The 19,524-nt window shown below is 61.7% G+C and carries 23 protein-coding genes; 22 read left to right on the top strand and 1 reads right to left on the bottom strand.

Annotation, left to right across the window (positions count from 1 at the left end):
* Nucleotides 1-177 precede the first annotated feature (177 nt).
* The 7 genes from nifB to ARC39_RS12605 are packed head-to-tail and all read left to right on the top strand — an operon-like array spanning nt 178 to nt 4,362.
* Nucleotides 178-1,665 (top strand): nitrogenase cofactor biosynthesis protein NifB, encoded by a 1,488-nt coding sequence (nifB, locus tag ARC39_RS12635; RefSeq protein ID WP_068114944.1) that lies wholly within the window; start codon nt 178-180, stop codon nt 1,663-1,665.
* Nucleotides 1,666-1,695: 30 nt separating this feature from the next.
* A complete protein-coding gene (locus ARC39_RS12630; protein ID WP_068114942.1) occupies nt 1,696-1,890 on the top strand; it encodes a 4Fe-4S dicluster domain-containing protein in 195 nt (64 codons plus the stop codon).
* A 4-nt stretch (nt 1,891-1,894) separates the two neighbouring features.
* Nucleotides 1,895-2,659: a 4Fe4S-binding leucine-rich repeat protein gene (locus ARC39_RS12625; RefSeq protein ID WP_068114940.1), complete on the top strand. Its 765-nt coding sequence runs from the start codon at nt 1,895-1,897 to the stop codon at nt 2,657-2,659.
* Nucleotides 2,649-2,942, top strand: a complete 294-nt coding sequence (locus tag ARC39_RS12620; protein WP_068114938.1) for a nitrogen fixation protein NifZ — start codon at nt 2,649-2,651, stop codon at nt 2,940-2,942. The genes ARC39_RS12625 and ARC39_RS12620 overlap by 11 nt, the downstream gene beginning before the upstream one ends.
* Nucleotides 2,939-3,151 (top strand): putative nitrogen fixation protein NifT, encoded by a 213-nt coding sequence (gene nifT, locus ARC39_RS12615; protein WP_068114936.1) that lies wholly within the window; start codon nt 2,939-2,941, stop codon nt 3,149-3,151. The genes ARC39_RS12620 and nifT overlap by 4 nt, the downstream gene beginning before the upstream one ends.
* Before the next feature lie 6 nt (nt 3,152-3,157).
* Nucleotides 3,158-3,985, top strand: coding sequence for an SIR2 family NAD-dependent protein deacylase (locus ARC39_RS12610; protein WP_068114934.1), 828 nt, complete (start codon nt 3,158-3,160; stop codon nt 3,983-3,985).
* A complete protein-coding gene (locus tag ARC39_RS12605; protein WP_201455752.1) occupies nt 3,985-4,362 on the top strand; it encodes a hypothetical protein in 378 nt (125 codons plus the stop codon). The genes ARC39_RS12610 and ARC39_RS12605 overlap by 1 nt, the downstream gene beginning before the upstream one ends.
* Before the next feature lie 84 nt (nt 4,363-4,446).
* Here ARC39_RS12605 and ARC39_RS12600 read toward each other — a convergent pair whose 3' ends face one another.
* Nucleotides 4,447-4,989: a flavodoxin gene (locus tag ARC39_RS12600; protein ID WP_068114930.1), complete on the bottom strand. Its 543-nt coding sequence runs from the start codon at nt 4,987-4,989 to the stop codon at nt 4,447-4,449.
* A 448-nt stretch (nt 4,990-5,437) separates the two neighbouring features.
* Here ARC39_RS12600 and nifH point away from each other — a divergent pair, with 448 nt between their 5' ends.
* The 15 genes from nifH (at nt 5,438) to nifS (ending at nt 19,520) form a co-directional block, all read left to right on the top strand.
* Nucleotides 5,438-6,328 carry a nitrogenase iron protein gene (nifH, locus tag ARC39_RS12595; RefSeq protein WP_068114929.1) on the top strand — a complete coding sequence of 297 codons (891 nt, stop codon included), beginning with the start codon at nt 5,438-5,440 and terminating at the stop codon, nt 6,326-6,328.
* A gap of 127 nt (nt 6,329-6,455) precedes the next feature.
* Nucleotides 6,456-7,967, top strand: coding sequence for a nitrogenase molybdenum-iron protein alpha chain (gene nifD, locus ARC39_RS12590; RefSeq protein WP_068114928.1), 1,512 nt, complete (start codon nt 6,456-6,458; stop codon nt 7,965-7,967).
* Between the two features lie 134 nt (nt 7,968-8,101).
* Nucleotides 8,102-9,646 (top strand): nitrogenase molybdenum-iron protein subunit beta, encoded by a 1,545-nt coding sequence (gene nifK / locus ARC39_RS12585; RefSeq protein ID WP_068114926.1) that lies wholly within the window; start codon nt 8,102-8,104, stop codon nt 9,644-9,646.
* A gap of 101 nt (nt 9,647-9,747) precedes the next feature.
* Complete coding sequence (locus tag ARC39_RS12580; protein ID WP_068114924.1) at nt 9,748-10,914, top strand: NnrS family protein; 1,167 nt, start codon at nt 9,748-9,750, stop codon at nt 10,912-10,914.
* A gap of 214 nt (nt 10,915-11,128) precedes the next feature.
* Nucleotides 11,129-12,706 (top strand): nitrogenase iron-molybdenum cofactor biosynthesis protein NifE, encoded by a 1,578-nt coding sequence (nifE, locus tag ARC39_RS12575; protein WP_068114922.1) that lies wholly within the window; start codon nt 11,129-11,131, stop codon nt 12,704-12,706.
* Nucleotide 12,707: 1 nt separating this feature from the next.
* A complete protein-coding gene (gene nifN, locus ARC39_RS12570; RefSeq protein WP_068114920.1) occupies nt 12,708-14,099 on the top strand; it encodes a nitrogenase iron-molybdenum cofactor biosynthesis protein NifN in 1,392 nt (463 codons plus the stop codon).
* On the top strand, nt 14,074-14,562 hold the full coding sequence (nifX, locus tag ARC39_RS12565; protein ID WP_068114918.1) for a nitrogen fixation protein NifX: 489 nt from the start codon (nt 14,074-14,076) through the stop codon (nt 14,560-14,562). Before nifN ends, nifX begins: the two co-directional genes overlap by 26 nt.
* On the top strand, nt 14,559-15,029 hold the full coding sequence (locus tag ARC39_RS12560) for a NifX-associated nitrogen fixation protein (RefSeq protein WP_068114917.1): 471 nt from the start codon (nt 14,559-14,561) through the stop codon (nt 15,027-15,029). The genes nifX and ARC39_RS12560 overlap by 4 nt, the downstream gene beginning before the upstream one ends.
* A 138-nt stretch (nt 15,030-15,167) precedes the next feature.
* Nucleotides 15,168-15,374 carry a CCE_0567 family metalloprotein gene (locus ARC39_RS12555; RefSeq protein WP_068114915.1) on the top strand — a complete coding sequence of 69 codons (207 nt, stop codon included), beginning with the start codon at nt 15,168-15,170 and terminating at the stop codon, nt 15,372-15,374.
* 3 nt (nt 15,375-15,377) lie between these two features.
* On the top strand, nt 15,378-15,674 hold the full coding sequence (gene fdxB / locus ARC39_RS12550; RefSeq protein WP_149866409.1) for a ferredoxin III, nif-specific: 297 nt from the start codon (nt 15,378-15,380) through the stop codon (nt 15,672-15,674).
* Nucleotides 15,658-16,236: a nitrogen fixation protein NifQ gene (locus ARC39_RS12545; RefSeq protein WP_068114912.1), complete on the top strand. Its 579-nt coding sequence runs from the start codon at nt 15,658-15,660 to the stop codon at nt 16,234-16,236. The genes fdxB and ARC39_RS12545 overlap by 17 nt, the downstream gene beginning before the upstream one ends.
* Complete coding sequence (locus tag ARC39_RS12540; RefSeq protein WP_068114910.1) at nt 16,214-16,708, top strand: hypothetical protein; 495 nt, start codon at nt 16,214-16,216, stop codon at nt 16,706-16,708. The genes ARC39_RS12545 and ARC39_RS12540 overlap by 23 nt, the downstream gene beginning before the upstream one ends.
* 228 nt (nt 16,709-16,936) lie before the next feature.
* On the top strand, nt 16,937-17,257 hold the full coding sequence (locus ARC39_RS12535; protein WP_068114908.1) for a HesB/IscA family protein: 321 nt from the start codon (nt 16,937-16,939) through the stop codon (nt 17,255-17,257).
* Nucleotides 17,258-17,268: 11 nt separating this feature from the next.
* Nucleotides 17,269-18,309 carry a Fe-S cluster assembly protein NifU gene (gene nifU / locus ARC39_RS26500; protein WP_068114906.1) on the top strand — a complete coding sequence of 347 codons (1,041 nt, stop codon included), beginning with the start codon at nt 17,269-17,271 and terminating at the stop codon, nt 18,307-18,309.
* Nucleotides 18,310-18,320: 11 nt separating this feature from the next.
* Nucleotides 18,321-19,520 (top strand): cysteine desulfurase NifS, encoded by a 1,200-nt coding sequence (nifS, locus tag ARC39_RS12525; protein ID WP_068114905.1) that lies wholly within the window; start codon nt 18,321-18,323, stop codon nt 19,518-19,520.
* Nucleotides 19,521-19,524: the final 4 nt, after the last annotated feature.

Below are 19,524 nucleotides of genomic sequence, written 5' to 3'. Positions count from 1 at the left end.
ATTGTTGAATGTCGGCTTCGTCACCATTTTGTCGTTTGCCCGACGGTCGGATACCGGCCGCACCGGGGTATATTGAGTAAGTATCTGTAATTAAAAAATAAAGTGATTTTGGCACAGCCGTTGCTTTTCTAATCCGTGTTATGACCCCAGGTCCGCGCGGACAGAAAGGAACAACAGATGGCCGGTAATGTCGTTTCGCTCGGTGGGCTTCAGGTGGCCAGCCGTGACACGCTCACGAAAGCGATGGAAAGCGAGGGGTGCAGCAGCTCCGCCTGCGGTTCGTCCGACCGACCTGAAGATATGGCGCCCGAGGTATGGGAGAAGGTGAAGGACCACCCCTGCTATTCCGAAGAGGCGCACCACTATTTCGCGCGCATGCACGTGGCTGTCGCGCCGGCGTGCAACATCCAGTGCAATTACTGCAACCGAAAGTATGACTGCGCCAATGAAAGCCGTCCCGGTGTCGTCTCCGAACGGTTGAACCCGGAGGCCGCCGCGCGAAAGGTGATCGCGGTGGCGAACGAGGTGCCGCAGCTTTCCGTGCTCGGGATCGCGGGTCCGGGAGACAGTGCCTATGACTGGCGCAAGACGAAGGCGACCTTCCAGAAGGTCGTGGAGCAGCTTCCCGACATCAAGCTCTGCATTTCGACCAATGGTCTCGCGATGCCCGACCACGTGGACGAACTGCTCGATATGAACATCGACCACGTCACCCTGACCATCAACATGATCGACCCGGAAGTCGGCACGAAGATCTACCCCTGGATCTTCTACGATCACCGGCGGATCGAAGGGCTGGAGGCGAGCCAGATCCTGCATGAGCGGCAGATGCAGAGCCTCGACATGCTCACCGAGCGGGGCATTCTCGTGAAGGTCAATTCGGTGATGATCCCCGGCATCAACGACGAGCACCTTCTGGAGGTGAACAAGGAGGTCAAGAAGCGCGGTGCCTTCCTCCACAATATCATGCCCCTGATTTCCGACTCTGCACATGGCACGGTCTTTGGCCTCGACGGTCAGCGCGGCCCAACGGCGGCCGAGCTGAAGAAGCTGCAGGATGCCTGCGCCGGCGGCGCCAACCTGATGAAACATTGCCGCCAGTGCCGTGCCGATGCCGTGGGCCTGCTGGGCGAGGATCGCGGCCAGGAATTCACCATGGATCAGGTCCCGGAGGAGGTGAGCTACGATCCTTCCAAGCGCGAAGCCTACAAGGAATGGGTGGCCGGCGAACGCCAGGAACGGCGCGCAGCGGCCGAGGAAGCCAAGGCCGAAACCGTCGCCGCCGTTGCCAACGGGGCCGAGGCGATGCTCGTCGCCGTCGCAACCAAGGGCGGCGGACGGATCAACCAGCATTTCGGACACGCAACGGAGTTCCAGATTTTCGAAGTCGATGCGGAGGGCGTGCGCTTCGTCACCCATCGCCGCTGCGACAATTACTGCGTCGGTGGCTACGGCGAGGAGGACAAGCTGGAACTGGTCATCAAAACGCTGGAAGGCATCGACACGATCCTTTGCGCAAAGATCGGCGACTGCCCGCGCGAAGACCTCGCGGCGGCCGGTATCGAGGCAATCCAGAACTACGCCTACGACTATATCGAAACCGCCGTTTCCGCAGTCTATCGCCAGAAGATGGGCCTTCCCGAAACCGCGGCCGAGATCGCCTGATCCCGGCAAGAGCAGAGGGAACCCAACCTGATGGCATTCCAAATCATCGTCGACAATTGCACCGTCTGCGGCGCCTGCGAGTTCGAGTGCCCCAATGCCGCAATTGCCTTCGCCGACGACACCTATGTGATCGATCCGGAACTGTGCACCGAATGCAAGGGGCATTTCGAGACCGAGCAATGCGCTGCTGTATGCCCTGTGCCCGAAACCTGCGTTCCGGTGTGAGTTGATGGAAGGACCTGATCCGGTCGACTGGCAGGGCGCGGCGCTCGATTGTGCGCGCTGCCGTTTCCGCAGCCTGCTGCCGCAGGGCAAGTGCGGGCTCGGCTGGGCCTGTGTGCATGATCGGTATGCCAAGCGGATCGAACGGTTCTTCGTGCTCAATCCCGAACTCGCGGACGAGTGCCTGCGCATGCCTTATTTCGAGACGCGGATAAACGCGGCGCGGGTTGCGACGCTGTTTCGCCTCCCGCCGCTGCTCAACGATCCCGATCCGGGCGTGCGCGCGATGGCGATCCTGCGTCTTCCGGTTCGCCATGCGCGCCAGCGAATGAGGGACCAGGACCGCCGGGTGCGGATTGCGGTCGCCCATCGGTTGCCCGCCGACGACCTGCTGCCGATGCTGTCCGACCAGGACAACTACGTGCGCCAGATAGCAGTGCGCCGGGCCGAGCCCGGCACGCTGCCCACCGTGGCCCGCGATCCGGACCCGGAAATCCGCTGCATCGTCGCGCGCCGGATTCGCGCGGAATGGCTTGGCGATTTCGTAACCGATCCGGACCCGCTCGTCCGCCGTGAGGCGGCAAGGCGGGCGCCCCCCGACAGATTGCAAGCATTTGCGGAGGACGAAGATTTCCGTGTCCGTCATGCCGTCGCCGAACGCGCGCCCGCTGAACTGCTGCGCCGGCTTCTCGACGATTCCGAAGACATCATTCGCGAAACCGCCGCCGAACGGTTGGCCGCACTGCAAAAGGAGCCCGACAATGTCGACTGACGACCGGGAAATCGAAGTTTACCGCCCGCCGGTCTACATGCCGGGCGACAAGGTGGTCTCCAGGAAAAACGTGAAGAACGACGGCACGATGTTCGGCAAGGAGATCGGCGAGACCGTCGTGAAGAAGGGCGACGTGGGCTACGTCCGCGATATCGGCACCTTTCTACAGCAATTCTACATCTATGCCGTCGATTTCATCGAGCGCGGCTCGATCGTCGGCATGCGCGAACGCGAACTGACCGGCGTTTCGGAACAGGTCACGGAAACGGAGGGTTCGAAATGAAGGTCATGGTGCGTAACACGCTCAAGGGCATGGAGGTCTATGTTCCCAAGAAAGACCTCGAGGAAATCGTGGTCGAAAGCGAAAAGGATGATCTTTGGGGCGGGTGGGCGAAACTGTCCAATGGCTGGATGCTGGAAATGCCTTCCTTCGACTCGCCGCCGAAACTCCCGATCACCGTCGATGCCCGGCGCCTGGCCGATGCGGAGTAAAACCAGATGACCGACGCTGGAAAACTGAATGATGCGCTGGACGCCGTCGCCGCAGGCAAGCTGATCCCCTATCTGGGGCCGGGAGTTTGCGGGCTCGATGCCTCCGTTCCATCCTCTCCCGAAGCGCTGTGCGCGAAGATAGAAGCGGAGGTGCGCGTGCCGAAACGTGCCTCGGGCAATCTCTGGTCCGCTGCGCAATATGTGGAAAGTCGCAAATTCCGCGCCACACTCGACGACATCATGCAGCGTGCCTTTGCGCCGGGGCAGGGCAAAGCGAATGCGGTTCAGAGGGCCATTGCTGCAATGCGTCCGCCGATGATCGTGGACACCTGGTACGACGACGGGCTGCTGGCCGCGATGGCCGATGCAACCGGCTGGGGCTGGGTTCAGGGCGTGAGCCGCAACGGCGAGTGGATCGAGATCTGGACGCGTGCCTATACGCCCGACGGGTCGGAACGCGCCGAGGGACCGGACAGCGGCTGGAGCACGCTCGTCTACAAGCCGCACGGGATGGCGCGCAAGGGCTCTAGCTTCCTGATGTCGGACAGCGATTACGTGGAAGTCCTGACTGAGATCGACATCCAGTCGCCGATCCCCGATGAGGTTCAGAGCCGTCGTGGCGGACGTGGCTTCCTTTTCCTTGGTTGCCGCTTCGACGACCAGATGTTGCGCATTTTCGCGCGCCAGATCTCCAAGCGCTCCGGCGGCGGCCATGTGGCCGTTATCGAGGGAGAACTGACGCGTATGGAGCGCAAGTTTCTCAACGAACTCGGCATTACCCGTCTCGATCTGCCCATGTCCGAGGTCGCCGCAGCAGTGGCCGCAACCGTCTGATGACGATCCCGACCGAGGGCTCGAGGCCCGTTGCGCTGACCGCTGCGCAGCGGGCTTTTCTGTTCGGCCTGGCTCCGGCGGAGGTCGATTGCGCAATCGCCGTCATGCTCAAAATCCTCGATGGGAAATGCAAGATGCAGGCGTACGAGGCGCGGATCATGGCCGTGGTTTATGACACTGTGCGCGACCTCCCGGCGATGCATCTCGGCACGGATGCATTGCGCATGATAGATCGTGCGCGGAGTTCGGAAAGCGGCCGTTTCCGGCAGGATGTCTACGAGGCGAGAGTGCTGGCGGAAACACGGATATCGCGGCCTGTGATGAAAGCCTTCAAGGCGTCACTTCGCCATGTCGGCATTTTGCCCGCCCGGTCGTGACCGGACGGTGCTGCGGCGCGATTGGCGACATCGGTTCTTGCCGGGTCTTTCCCAGGCTTCGAGGATTCTGTTTCCCATGGAGGGTTAGAGGGGAAGGCCGAAGTCGTCGGAAATTGACTTCAGCCACCCGGAGAGCCGCTCTTCGGTCAAAGCGGATTCATTGTCCAGATCGAGCGCCAGTCCCAGGAAGTTGTCGTCCACAACGGCCATGGATTCCTCGAAACCGTATCCCGCGGTCGGCCATTGTCCGACGAGCGTCGCACCCCGCTCCTCGAAAAACTCGTGTAGGAAGTAGATCGCATTGACGAATTCGAGCGGGTAGGTGACCTGATCTCCAAGCCCGAAGATGGCGATCGTCTTACCATCAAAGCTCTGGTCTTCCAGCTTGGGAAGGAATTCTTCCCAGCTTTCGTTTTCGGCATCGGCGCTCAATCCCGGCAGAAGGCCGTCGCCAAGGGTTGGTGTCCCGAGGATCAGGAAGTCGTAGCTCATGAAATCGGCAACCTCGGTGCGATTCACGTTGAGCGGCTTGGCCATGAGGTCGTCGTCGAATTGTTTCTTGATCTGTTTCGCGATCTTTCGCGTGTTGCCGGTGTCGGTCCCAAAGAAAACGCCGATCTTGGCCATTTGGTCTGTTCCTTTCTTGTCGCTCTTGGTGACGGTCAGGAGGCGTCCCCGAACGTCGGGGATGCGAAGCAAGAGACATGCCAACAGGCCTCCCCCAGTACTCGGTCTAAGCGGCTGAAATTACGAAACATTAATTGAAAGCGCGCCGGCCCGTGTGCAGATGACTATGATTGGCCGCTAGCTGACAAAAATTGTAGGAAAAAGGACTGGTCGAGATTTCGTCGCGTTGCGGAAGTCGACAAGATGCTGAGCCAAGGTACCGGCGTGGGGAAATGTCGGGAAATTGTTGTGTTCGACACAAAGGCCGGAAATTTCGACGCCCATTCATGTCGTTGATAATAAATGAAATTTCAGAAATCCAGACTTGGCACAATTGCTGCTTATTCGGGGCAGGGGCGGAGGATCGCCCTTCGACGGAACACATTGACCTGCAAAAGGACATACACCCATGAGCGAACTCCGGCAGATTGCCTTTTACGGCAAGGGGGGGATCGGGAAGTCGACCACCTCGCAAAACACCCTCGCAGCTCTCGTCGAGCTGGGGCAGAAAATCTTGATCGTCGGTTGCGACCCGAAGGCTGACTCCACCCGCCTTATTCTGAACTCCAAGGCGCAGGATACCGTGCTGCACCTGGCCGCCGAAATGGGCTCGGTCGAGGACCTGGAACTCGAGGACGTGCTGAAGATCGGGTACAAGGACATCAAGTGTGTTGAATCCGGCGGCCCCGAGCCGGGCGTCGGCTGTGCCGGACGCGGCGTGATCACATCGATCAACTTCCTTGAGGAAAATGGTGCCTACGACGATGTGGACTACGTCTCCTATGACGTTCTCGGCGACGTTGTCTGCGGCGGCTTCGCCATGCCCATCCGCGAGAACAAGGCACAGGAAATCTACATCGTCATGTCTGGCGAGATGATGGCGCTCTACGCCGCCAACAACATCTCCAAGGGCATCCTGAAATACGCCAATTCCGGCGGCGTGCGCCTCGGCGGCCTGATCTGCAACGAGCGCCAGACCGACAAGGAACTGGAACTGGCTGAGGCCATGGCCGAGAAGCTTGGTTCCAAGCTGATCCACTTCGTGCCGCGCGACAATATCGTGCAGCATGCCGAGCTTCGCCGACAGACCGTGCTGCAATATGCGCCGGACTCCCAGCAGGCCGACGAATACCGCGAACTGGCCCGCAAGATCCACGAGAACTCCGGCAAGGGCGTGATCCCAACCCCGGTGACCATGGACGAGTTGGAAGAGATGCTGATGGAATTCGGCATCATGCAGTCCGAGGAAGAGCGCGAGGCAATGATCGCCAAATCCGATGCGGAGATGGCTGCAAGCTAAGCCGCGCAGTGCGCATTCAACCAAAAGACGAGCGTCGGGTGCGTGATCGCGCGCACCCTCGCAAACCAGCCAATGGGGCACCGACCGCCCTGCCATATGCCAACAGCAGTGAGAAGGAGCCAAAAGTATGGCCAAGGATCACGCAAGCGGGCCGGAAGACTATGAGAGCCTGATCGAACAGGTGCTCGAAGCCTATCCCGCGAAAGCCAAGAAAAAGCGCACCAAGCACCTTCAGGTGTCGCAGCCCGACCCCGAGGGCGACCCCGACCCGGCGACCGGTATCGCGTCCAAATGCGACACGACCAAGTCCAACATCAAGTCGATCCCCGGCGTCATGACCGTGCGCGGTTGTGCCTACGCGGGCTCCAAGGGGGTGGTCTGGGGGCCCGTGAAAGATATGGTCCATATCTCCCACGGCCCCGTTGGCTGCGGACAGTATTCCTGGTCCCAGCGGCGCAACTACTACATCGGCAAGACCGGCGTCGACAGTTTCGTCACGATGCAGTTCACCACCGATTTTCAGGAGAAGGACATCGTTTTCGGCGGCGACAAGAAACTCGGCAAGATGATTGACGAGCTGGAAGAGCTGTTCCCGCTCAGCAAGGGCACGACCATCCAGTCGGAATGCCCGATCGGTCTGATCGGCGACGACATCGAAGCCGTTGCGCGCCAGAAGAACAAGGAACACAACAAGACGATGGTTCCGGTTCGCTGCGAAGGCTTCCGCGGCGTGTCGCAGTCCCTCGGCCACCACATCGCCAACGACGCGGTCCGTGACTGGGTCTATGAAAAGGGCGATGGCGGCGCTGCCAAGGAGTACGAGCCCGGAGAATATGACGTTAACGTCATCGGTGACTACAACATCGGTGGTGACGCCTGGGCTTCCCGTATCCTGCTCGAGGAAATGGGCCTCAACGTGGTCGGAAACTGGTCCGGCGACGCCACGCTGGCGGAAATGGAGCGCGCGCCCAAGGCCAAGCTCAACCTCATCCACTGCTACCGGTCGATGAACTACATCTGCCGCTACATGGAAGAGAAATACGGCATCGGCTGGATGGAGTATAACTTCTTCGGTCCGACCCAGATCGCCGCGTCGCTCCGTGCCATTGCGGAGAAATTCGACGACAAGATCAAGGAGAATGCCGAGAAGGTCATCGCCAAGTACCAGCCCCTGGTTGACGCGGTGAACGCCAAGTACGGCCCGCGCCTGGAAGGCAAGTCGGTCATGCTCTATGTCGGCGGCCTGCGTCCGCGCCACGTCGTCACCGCCTATGACGATCTGGGCATGAAGGTGGTCGGCACCGGCTATGAATTCGGCCATGGCGACGACTACAAGCGGACTGGCCACTACGTGAAGGACGGCACGCTGATCTACGATGACGTCACCGGCTATGAACTGGAGAAGTTCATCGAAGGGATCCGGCCGGATCTCGTCGGTTCCGGCATCAAGGAAAAGTACCCGGTGCAGAAGATGGGCATCCCGTTCCGCCAGATGCACAGCTGGGACTACTCCGGCCCGTATCACGGCTACGACGGCTACGCGATCTTCGCCCGTGACATGGACCTGGCGATCAACAACCCGGTCTGGGGCATGTACGACGCGCCCTGGAAAAAGCCGGAGGCGATCGCCGCCGAGTAATGCCGTCGGTGCGTGGCTCCACGCAACCGGTGCCCCACCGCAGGGGGCTTGTCCCCTCGGCCCCCTGCGGATCTTCCATTTTCCTCAGATCGGCGCGTCTCGGAATGCGGACGGCCAAAAGAAGGATCACTCTCATGCCCCAATCGGCAGACAAGGTACTCGATCACGCCCCTCTGTTCCGCGAGCCGGAATACACGGAGATGCTCGAGAACAAGAAGATCAATTACGAATGCGGCCATCCGGACCAATTGGTCCAGGAGATCGGCGACTGGACGAAATCCTGGGAGTACCGGGAAAAGAACCTCGCCCGTGAAGCCGCGACGATCAACCCGGCCAAGGCCTGCCAGCCTTTGGGCGCTGTCTTCGCCGGCGCCGGCTACGAGAAAACAATGAGCTTCGTGCACGGCTCCCAAGGCTGCGTGGCCTACTACCGGTCGCACCTCAGCCGCCACTTCAAGGAGCCCAGCTCCTGCGTCTCCTCCTCAATGACCGAAGACGCCGCCGTGTTCGGCGGACTCGTGAACATGGTGGACGGTCTGGCAAATACCAAGGCGCTCTACGACCCGGAAATGATCGCGGTTTCCACGACCTGCATGGCCGAGGTCATCGGCGATGACCTCAACTCCTTCATCATCCAGGCGAAGGAAAAGGGGTCCGTCGAGGCTGACTTCGATGTGCCCTACGCCCATACGCCGGCTTTTGTCGGCAGCCACGTGGACGGCTACGATAACATGCAGAAGGGCATCCTCAGCCACTTCTGGGACAAGGCCGAAAGCCGCACCGAATCCGAGAGCATCAACATCATTCCGGGTTTCGACGGATTTGCCGTGGGCAACGTCCGCGAATTGAAGCGCATTCTGGCCGAGATGGGCATTGCTGACTTCACCATCCTGTCGGACGTTTCGGACGTCTACGATACGCCGTCGGACGGTGAGTTCCGCATGTATTCCGGAGGCACCAAGCTGGCAGATGTGCCCACGGCGCTGAACGCCAAGGCAACCGTGTCCCTGCAGGAATACTGCACGCCCAAGACGCTCTCCTACTGCAAGGATAAGGGTCAAGAGACCGCCGCCTTCCACTACCCGATGGGCGTGAAAGGTACCGACGAGTTCCTCATGAAGTTGAGCGAGCTGTCCGGTAAGGAGATCCCGGAGAGCCTTCGGCTCGAGCGCGGCCGCCTGATCGATGCCATGGCCGACAGCCAGGCCTATCTGCACGGCAAGACCTACGCGATCTATGGCGACCCGGACTTCGTATTCGCGATGGCCGCCTTCATCATGGAAACCGGCGGTGAGCCGCGGCACTGCCTGGCGACCAACGGCTCCAAGGCCTGGGCCAAGAAGATGGAAGACCTGCTCGCTTCCTCGCCCTTCGGGAAGGAGTGTCAGGTCTGGGCCGGCAAGGATCTCTGGCACATGCGCTCGTTCCTGAACACCGAGCCCGTCGACTTTCTGATCGGCAACTCCTATGGGAAGTATCTGGAACGCGACACCGGCACGCCGCTTCTGCGTCTCGCCTTCCCGATTTTCGATCGTCACCACCATCACCGCTTCCCGACGATGTTCTACCAGGGAACGTTGACGGTGCTGGTGAAGATGCTCGACCTGATCTTCGACAAGTACGATCTGGACACGATTGACCCCGGCGTCACGGACTATTCCTACGATCTGACCCGGTAAGCTCCCTGTCACGGGTGCGGCTTCCGTCTGGAGGCGCGACCGTGTACCTCCAACCGGCCGCCTCGTGCGGCCGGTCTTTTCTGACTTCTGGAGTGCCGCGAATGACCGTGCCAAGCACCGCCTTCATCGACCGACTGCCGGTGTTTTCCGCCGGTTTTCGGCCCTTTTTCCTGGGCGCCGCGATTTGGGGCGCTTTGGCGATGGCGCTGTGGCTCGCTGTTCTGACCGGCGCGATTCCATTGGCAGACCCATTTGCCTGGCACGTTCATGAGATGCTGTTCGGCTACCTATCCGCCGCCATGGCAGGCTTCCTGCTGACTGCGGCGCCGAGCTGGACCAAGCAATCGCCCCTAAGGGGCAGGGCGCTGGCAGGTCTCTGGCTCGCTTGGGCGCTCGCGCGATTGGCAATGCTCGGCCTCGGCATGGTGCCGATACTTCCGTTGGCTTTGCTCGAACTTGCCATGCCGCTGACGCTCTGTTTCATCGTCGGACGCCAGATCCTGGTCTCTGAGAACTGGCGTAATCTGGCAGTGCTCGGGGCGCTCGCCGTTTTCACGCTGGCCGATGCGCTGTACCTATGGGAGGTGGCACAAGGCTGGCCGGCTGCGCAGGGTTTCGGCGCGCGCCTCGGTATCGGCGCGGCGGTTTTTCTGATTTCCGTCGTCGGCGGTCGCATCGCGCCGAACTTTACACGCAACTGGCTCAACCGGCGGGGGCAGGGACCGCTGCCCTTGCCTGCCGGTGGGTACGACATCCTGTGCCATGTGGTTATAGGAGTGGCTCTGGTGGTCTGGGCCATCTGGCCGGAGGCCCGGGTCGCCGGTGGCCTGCTTTTGCTGGCGGGTGCACTGCATGTGTGGCGCATGCGATCCTGGCAATCCCTGAAAACGCTTTCCGACCCGCTCCTTTGGGTTCTCCACGCGGGCTACGCCTTCCTGCCCGTGGGCGCTCTTGCTCTTGGCGCCGCAACAATGGGCGGGGCTGGGACATCACCGGCGCTGCACCTGTGGACCGTTGGCGCGGTTGGCGTGACCACGTTGGCCGTCATGACTCGCGCCACGCTGGCCCATAGCGGCGGCCCGCTTGTGGCTTTGCCCGGCTCCCAGTTTCTCTATCTATGTCTCGTCGCCGCCGCCGTGTTGCGCGCCACGGCAGGTATCTTCCCCGATTTCACACTGGCGATGCAGTTCCTCGCTGCGATCGGCTGGATCGTGGCGTTCGGGGGCATTGCGCTGCTCTATGCGCATCGGCATCTGCGGTCCGCCTGACGTCAGGCGACAACCGCCTGAAGAAACCGTCATTCACAGGGGTAGGGCTTTCACACTGGGCAATAATGTCGGTGTCGCGTTCCTGACATTGGTGGTCCAGGTCATGGCGTGATGCGTCTGATCTCCCGAAATTTCACCATCTGTCAATGCATTAGGAGGCGCAGGCGGGTTGGCATGGGGCTTGCTTTGCTAGTGCAAAGAACAGGGGGCCCCAATGGCCGACGCGCTGAAAAACAAGATTGCCGACGTTTTCGACGAACCTGCCTGCGGGACGAATGTCAGCAAGTCCGAGCAGCAGCGAAAGAAGGGCTGCGCCAAGCCGCTCACGCCCGGCGCGGCGGCGGGCGGTTGTGCCTTCGATGGGGCGAAGATTGCCCTGCAACCGATTGTAGACGTTGCGCATCTTGTGCACGCACCACTTGCCTGCGAGGGCAATGGTTGGGACAATCGCGGCGCTGCCTCCTCTGGCTCCGAACGCTATCGCACGGGTTTCACCACCGATCTGACAGAACTCGATATCGTTATGGGATACGGCGAAAAGAAGCTCTTTCGCGCCATCCGTGAGGTGATAGGCGTAGAGCAACCCCCGGCCGTGTTCGTCTATTCCACCTGCGTTCCGGCGCTGATCGGCGACGATATCGACGCGGTGTGCAAGGCCGCGACGGCGAAATTCGGCACCCCATGTATCCCGATCAACGCCCCGGGCTATGTCGGGTCCAAGAACCTGGGCAACAAGCTCGCCGGCGAGGCGATGCTGGATCACGTCATCGGCACGCTGGAGCCGGAGGAATGCACGCCCTACGACATCAACATCGTGGGCGACTACAACCTCTCGGGTGAGTTGTGGCAGGTCAAACCGCTGCTCGACCGCCTCGGCATCCGCATCCTCGGCTCCATGTCCGCAGACGCGCGTTACCGTCAGGTCGCCATGATGCACCGCGCGAAGGTGACGATGATGGTGTGCTCCAAGGCACTGATCAATGTTGCGCGCAAGCTGGAGGAGCGTCACGGCATCCCCTTCTTCGAAGGGTCCTTCTACGGCATCTCCGATACCTCCGACGCGCTGCGCACCATGTGCCGGATGCTGGTCGAGCGGGGCGCGGACGAAGATCTGCTCGACCGCTGCGAGACGCTCATCGCCGAGGAGGAGGCGAAGATCTGGGCGGAGCTGAACGCCTATCGCCCGAAGGTCGAGGGCAAGAAGGTGCTGCTCTACACGGGCGGGCACAAGTCCTGGTCGGTGGTGGCGGCCTTGCAGGAACTCGGCATGGAGGTGATCGGCACCTCCGTCCGCAAGGCCACCGAGGAGGACAAGGAGCGCGTCAAGGAGATCATGCAAACCGACGCGCACATGTTCGACAACATGGCGCCTAAGGATATGTACCGACTGCTGAAAGAGGCGGGCGCGGACGTGCTCATGTCGGGCGGCCGCTCCCAGTTCGTGGCGCTCAAGGCAAAGGTGCCCTGGGTCGACGTGAACCAGGAGAAGCACGAACCATATGCCGGTTACATGGGCATGCTCGATCTGGTGCGCGCCATCGACCGGGCGCTGAACAACCCGATGTGGGCGGATCTGCGCGGCCCGGCGCCGTGGGATGAACCGCTGCCCGATCTGGGCGGCTATGTCCCGCCTTTGCGTGGAACCTGCCCGGTGACCAATGCCTCGACCGAGGGCGCGACTCCGATCCCTTCGGTGCGCGTCACGCAGGCATCGGCGGAGCGGCCGAACGCCGCTGCGGGAGAGGGCATTGGCAGTTTCGTCTCGTCCCAGACCGATTTCGAGGATTGCTGAGATGGCCAAGCTCACCCATCCGAAACGGGCGCTCTCGACCAACCCGCTCAAATCCTCCGCGCCGCTCGGTGCGGCGCTTGCCTATCTCGGAATCGAGGGCGCGGTGCCGCTTTTCCATGGTTCCCAAGGCTGCACCGCCTTCGCGATGGTTCACCTGGTTCGCCACTTCAAGGAAGCGGTGCCGTTGCAGACCACGGCAATGAACGAGGTCTCCACCATCCTCGGTGGCGCCGAGCAGATCGAGGAGGCCATCGAGAACCTGCGGAAGAAATCCAACCCCCGTTTCATCGGCATCGCCTCCACCGCGCTTACCGAAACCCGTGGTGAGGATGTGGTCGGCGAGTTGAGGGAAATCGTCACCCGGCGTACCGACTTCGCCGATACCGCCATCGTCTACGCCTCGACACCGGATTTCGCCGGCGGGCTGGAAGACGGCTGGGCGCGCGCCGTCGAAGCCATTGTCGAGACCCTGGTGCCGTCCATCGACCCGGTCTTCAAATCCACCAATCCCCGGCAGGTGAACCTGCTTTGCGGTTCCGCCCTCACGCCTGCAGAGATCGAAGAGATCGTCAGGTTGATCCGCGCCTTTGGGCTGGAACCCATCGTTCTGCCGGATCTCTCCTCGTCGCTTGACGGTCATGTTTCGGAAAACTGGGCGGGAACGTCGCTCGGTGGGACACGGCTCGACGATATCGGGCGGATGGTGGAGAGCGCCTTCACGCTGGCCATCGGCGAGAGCATGCGCCCCGCGGCCAAGCTGATCGAAGATCGCACTTTCGCGCCATATCGGATTTTCCAGTCCGTGACGGGTCTCAAGCCAGTTGATGCACTGGTGCGCACGCTCATGGGGCTGTCCGGCCAGCAGGATGCACCGCCGTCCGTAAAACGCGACCGCGCCCGGCTGATAGACGCGTCGTTGGACGCACATTTCCACATTGGCGGGCTGAAGGTTGCCGTCGCTGCGGATCCGGATCTGCTCTTCGCGCTCTCCAGCTGCCTGAGCGGGCTCGGGGCCGAGATCGTGACCGCCGTCACCACGACCACCGCCAACGGTATCACCGAACGGGTGCCGGCGGAGGAGGTCGTCGTCGGCGATCTGGGCGACTTCGAACACCTGGCGTCCGGCACCGGCGCACAACTGCTTGTCACCCATGCCCACGGCCGGCATGCCGCGCACCGTCTGCATCTGCCGCTCCTGCGCGCAGGTTTTCCGATCAACGACAGGCTGGGCGCCCAGGACATCTGCCGCGTCGGCTACCGTGGCACGCGCGCCTTTCTCTACGAGATCGCCAATATCGTCCTTGCCCAGCATCACCGCGCAAAACCGGAAGATTTCGGCGCCGCGCCCATTCCCGAGGAGTTCGAACATGTCCCGCAGATTGCGACTCATTGAAACGGAGACGCAGCCCGGCGCGGAGAAACCCCTGCGCGTGGCCATTGCCACCAACGACCTGGAAAATCTCAACGCGCATTTCGGATCGGCGAAGAAATTTGCCATCTACGATGTGACCTCCAATAGCGCGAGTTTCGTGGAGGCCGTGGCCTTCGACGACGTGACGGCACAATCGGGCAAGCACGACGATATCGACGACAAGATCACGCCCAAGGTCGACGCTCTGGAGGGCTGCGCACTCCTTTTCGCGCTGGCGATCGGCGGGCCGTCGGCGGCCAAGGTGGTGAAAGCGGGCGTGCATCCGATCAAGCGGAAGGCGCCGGAGCCGATCTCGGCGGTACTGGAACAAGTTCAGACCATGCTTCAGGGTACGCCGCCGCCGTTTCTGAGGAAGATCCTCGGCCGCGACGAGAAGCCAAGTTTCATGGACGACGATTACGAGAGCGAAGGATGCGCCCAATGAGCGAAGTCGCCGAGGCCCCGCGCGGGGGCGAAATGACCGACAGCCCGTTCCTGACACAACTTGCCGCGGTAATCCGTGCCGAGGACAGTTATGGCACTTGGGACGACAAGAGCGATGCCGAGTTGATGTCGGAATTCATCGTCACCAAGGAGGAGCGCCGCGACATTCCGATCATCGGCGACCCGGACCCGGATGTCATGTGGCGCATCGGAAAGTTCTACGATGCCATCGGGCTGATGATCGAAAAGGAAACCGGCTGCATGGCCAGCCAGATGCAAAAGATGAGCCACGAAGGGTTTGGCCGCATCGTGCTCATCGCCGGCAAGCTCGTGGTGATATCCAAGCATCTGCGCGACGTTCATCGCTTCGGCTTCGTGACCTACGCCAAGCTCGCCGAGGCGGGCGAGAAGCTGGTCGCCGACGCCGTCAGCACGATCGAGAAATACCCCGACGCGGCGCGCGCCTGATGGCCGGATCGCGACACTGCTTTTGCCAGGACCGGCAAGAAAGCAGCGACCGAACATAGAATTGAAACCCTCCAGCGGCCGGACGGCCGCGCGCCGCCGGTTGCGTGCGGCACCCGTCAAACCGAAAAGGACCCCGTCATGAGTGTCGAAGAACTCCAGGCCAAGGTGAAGAAGCTCTCCATGCGCTCCACCAATGCAAAGATGAACCTGCATGACCTATCGGAAGAACTGCCGACCGATTGGGAGAAGATCCCGGAAGTTGCGCAGGAAACCTTCGAGGTCTTCAAGGAACTCGCGGCGGCGCGCAAGGAACTGAAGGCAGCCAAGAAGGCCGAGGGAGTCTGACCGATGCCGATGGTGGCCTACAATCGGGGCGGCGTGGAGTACATCCCCGAGTTCCTGATGGAGATCGACGACAAGAAATGCATCGGTTGCGGCCGCTGCTACAAGGTCTGCGGTCGCGACGTGATGACCCTGAAGGGGGTCACCGATGAAGGCATGGTCGTTGAACTGGACGACGAGGACTATGAGGACGACATCGAGCGTCGGGTCATGGTGATGGCCGAACCTGACAATTGCATCGGATGCGGCGCCTGCAACCGGGTCTGCCCTACAGATTGCCAGACCCATGCAACTCTCGATTGAACCATCGCTTCGCTCAGTGCCGGACCTCCGGGCGTTGGTTCGCTCGGACTTCGCCTGCATCCTGGCCCATGGCCTGCGTGAACGTGAAGCGGGGCTGGGGACTCTGCCGGAACGTCTCGGCCTCGTCCCGGCCCAACTCGCAGATCTGAACGACACCTGGTTTCCCAACCTGACCCTGCCGGATCTCGATGCGCCCGAGCCCGCGCGTTTGCCGGATCAGGAGGCGATTGCACTGCTGCTTCTTTGGCGGGGCGGGCATGCAACACCCGAAAGTCACTGGCTGGCGGCGATCATCGGCCGCCGGGCGCTGGAGCCGCGTCACTTGTGGGAGGACCTCGGACTTCCGAGCCGGCTTGCGCTGAGCGAGATGATGGCGCGGCACTTCCCGCGGATTCACTCCGCCAATTCACAGAACATGCGATGGAAGAAGTTCTTCTACCGCCAGATCTGTTCGGACAGCGACTTCGCGCTCTGCCTCTCGCCGAGTTGCGATTCCTGTGACGAGAGGGATGGGTGTTTCGCACCCGAGGAATCCGGAAATGGCGCCGCCGCCCCGGCATGACAGCGCTGCCGCGCTCGGACTTCTGGAGCGCGGCGCCCGGCGGGCCCGCAGCGATCCTGCCGCGACAGAAGCCGCATTGCTCGAGGCGCTCGAACTGGCACCGGAGGACATCGATGTCCGCCTGGGTGCCTATCGGTTCTATTTCTACAATCATCGTTACATCGAGGCGCTGGAACACTGTGAAGCGCTCCTGTGTCACGCCGCGCGAAGGCTGAACATTTCCGCCGATTGGCGCACGGTTTCCCCGAGCGACGCTTCATTCAGCGAGGCGGAGTTTGCCCCCGGGCTCTACCTGCAGGCCCTGATCGCCTGGGGCTATTGTCACCTGAGGCGCGGGCGGACGGAGCCCGCGCGCGAAGCGCTGCTCCACTGCGTGCGGCTCGATCCGTCGGATCGGTTCGGTGCCGCTGCAATCCTTGCCCATGTCGAGGCCCGTCTGGCGGAGGAAGATCCGTCCGCTGACGGCGCCTGACGCACGTCCCCGGCACACGCAACTCACAGCAATTTCCGTGCCCGCGAAGCCGCCGAAATCGATTTTGTCGGCGTTGTGCTGTCTGAAACACGTCATTGTCGCATCGTGGTCGTGTGTCTTCGGCGGACCGACGCAAACCACAAGCATCTGAAAAGTAACAGAATGATAGCTTGGCACGATGCGTGCTTACCAAGACCCAAAGCGCGATACCTTCATCAGGAGAAAAACATGCTCGAACTCACCGACAGTGCGAAGGATGCCATCCGCGCCGCGATCGACGGGGCCGGCCAGCAGGTCGCCGGGTTGCGGGTGATGGTGCAGGACGGCGGTTGCGCCGGGCTGAAGTATGGAATGGCCCTGGAACTGGACCAGCAGGATGACGATGCGGTGATCAACGCCGACGGCGTTCTGGTCCTGGTTGACCCGGCAAGTCAGGAACATCTCGCGGGCACGACCATTGACTACGTTTCCTCGCTCGAGGGGTCCGGCTTCGTCTTCAATAACCCGAATGCCACCAAGAGCTGCGGCTGCGGCAAATCCTTCTGCTGAGGAGAGACCGGATGTGGGATTACAGCGACAAGGTCAAGGATCACTTCTTCAATCCGCGCAACGCCGGAGCGCTGGCTGAAGCGAACGCAGTGGGCGAGGTCGGCTCGCTTTCATGCGGCGACGCGCTGAAGCTGATGCTCAAGGTTAACCCCGAAACGGATGTCATTGAAGACGCGAAGTTTCAGACATTCGGATGTGGCTCGGCTATCGCCTCTTCCTCGGCGCTGACAGAACTCGTGATCGGCAAGACGATCGACGAGGCCCGCGCGCTGACCAACCAGGACATTGCGGAGTTTCTCGGTGGGTTGCCGCCAGAGAAGATGCATTGCTCGGTGATGGGTCAGGAGGCTCTCACAGCCGCCGTGGCGGCCTGGAAAGGCGAAGAACTCGATGAGGACGACCACGAGGAAGGCGCGCTGATCTGCAAGTGTTTTGCCGTGGATGCCGGGATGATCGAGCGTGCGATCCGCACCAACAAGCTGACGACAATGGAAATGGTGACCTTCTACACCAAGGCTGGGGGCGGATGTTCCTCCTGCGCTGAGCCGCTGGAGGAACTGCTGTCCGACGTGAATGCCGCGATGGTGGCCGAGGGCGTGATTTCGGCGGACGAAGCGTTTGTGTTCGGTGCCGCCCCGGCGCCTGCGCCGAAGAAGAAGGCGACCGGTTTCGTGATCCCCGACATGCCGCCGCCACCGCCCGTAACGCCGGCACCGGAACCGATCTCGATCCAGCCTATCAAGGTCAAACCCGCCAATGCCGCAAAGCTTTCGCCTGCGCCGGTGATCACGCCCGAGCCCGCCCGATCGGGCCGCACATCAGCCCAGGAGGCAATCGTGATCGCCCGCGTGATCGAGGAGATGCGGCCGGTGTTTCAGGCAGATGGCGGCGACGTGGTGCTGCTCGACGTCGAGGGCAACAAGGTCTCGGTCGAGATGAAAGGCGCCTGCGCAGGCTGCCAGATCGCCTCGCTGACGCTGGGCGGGTTGCGCAAGCGCATCCGTGAAGAACTCGGTCGCGACTTCGTCGTCGTACCGGCCCCCAAGAACTGAAGGAGTGCGTGATGGACCCGATCTATCTCGACAACAACGCCACGACGCGCGTCTTCCCCGAAGTCGTGCAGGAGATGCTGCCCTTCTTCAGCGAGCAGTTCGGCAATGCCTCGTCGATCCACGCCTTTGGCGAGGATGTCGGCAGTGCCCTGCGCAAGGCGCGCCGTTCGCTGCAGGCTCTGATCGGCGCTGAGTTCGATCACGAGATCATCTTCACCTCCGGCGGTACGGAATCGAATAACGCCGCGATCCGGTCTGCATTGGCGGCGAACCCGCAGCGCACAGAATTTATCACATCGGCAGTGGAGCACCCCGCAATCCTGTCGCTGGCCGACTGGCTTGAGAAACATGAGGGCATCACCGTTCACCGGATTCCGGTCGACAAGGAAGGTCGTTTGGATATTGACGCCTACCGCGAGGCGCTGAATTCCAAGACGGCCCTGGTCAGCTTCATGTGGGCCAACAACGAAACCGGCACGATTTTCCCGGTGGATGGGCTGGCCGAACTGGCCCACGAGGCCGGTGCGCTCTTCCACACGGACGCCGTGCAGGCCGTCGGAAAGGTGCCGATCGATTTGAAATCCACCGAGATCGACATGATGTCGCTCTCGTCGCACAAGCTGCACGGCCCGAAGGGGCTCGGCGCGCTCTATGTCCGCAAGGGGGTCCGCTTTCGCCCGCTTCTGCGAGGCGGCCACCAGGAGCGGGGCCGGCGCGGCGGTACGGAAAACGCACCGGCCATCATCGGCCTTGGCAAGGCTGCGGACCTGACGCTTGCGACCATGGCCGGGGATCTGCCGCGCATTGCGGCGCTGCGCGACCGTCTCGAGGAGGGAATCGTTGAGAAGGTCGGTCATTGCTTCGTCACCGGGGATGCCCGCGACCGCTTGCCCAACACCACGACAATCGCGTTCGAATACATCGAGGGCGAGGCGATCCTGATGCTATTGAACAAGCAGGGCATTGCCGCGTCGTCCGGTTCGGCCTGCACATCGGGCTCGCTGGAACCCAGCCACGTTCTACGGGCGATGGACATTCCTTTCACCGCAGCACATGGCGCGATCCGCTTTTCCCTCTCGCGTGAGACAACCGAGGCGGAAGTCGACCGTGTGATTGAGGCCGTTCCGGCGATCATCGACCAGCTCCGTGAAATGTCGCCGTTCTGGTCCAACGAGGGCGGCAAGGCCGAATTCAACCCCGAATATGCGTAAGGAC

It is taken from the genome of Tropicimonas marinistellae (assembly GCF_001509585.1).
Lineage (GTDB): Bacteria > Pseudomonadota > Alphaproteobacteria > Rhodobacterales > Rhodobacteraceae > Tropicimonas > Tropicimonas marinistellae.
This window is presented reverse-complemented; position numbering and strand designations above follow the sequence as displayed.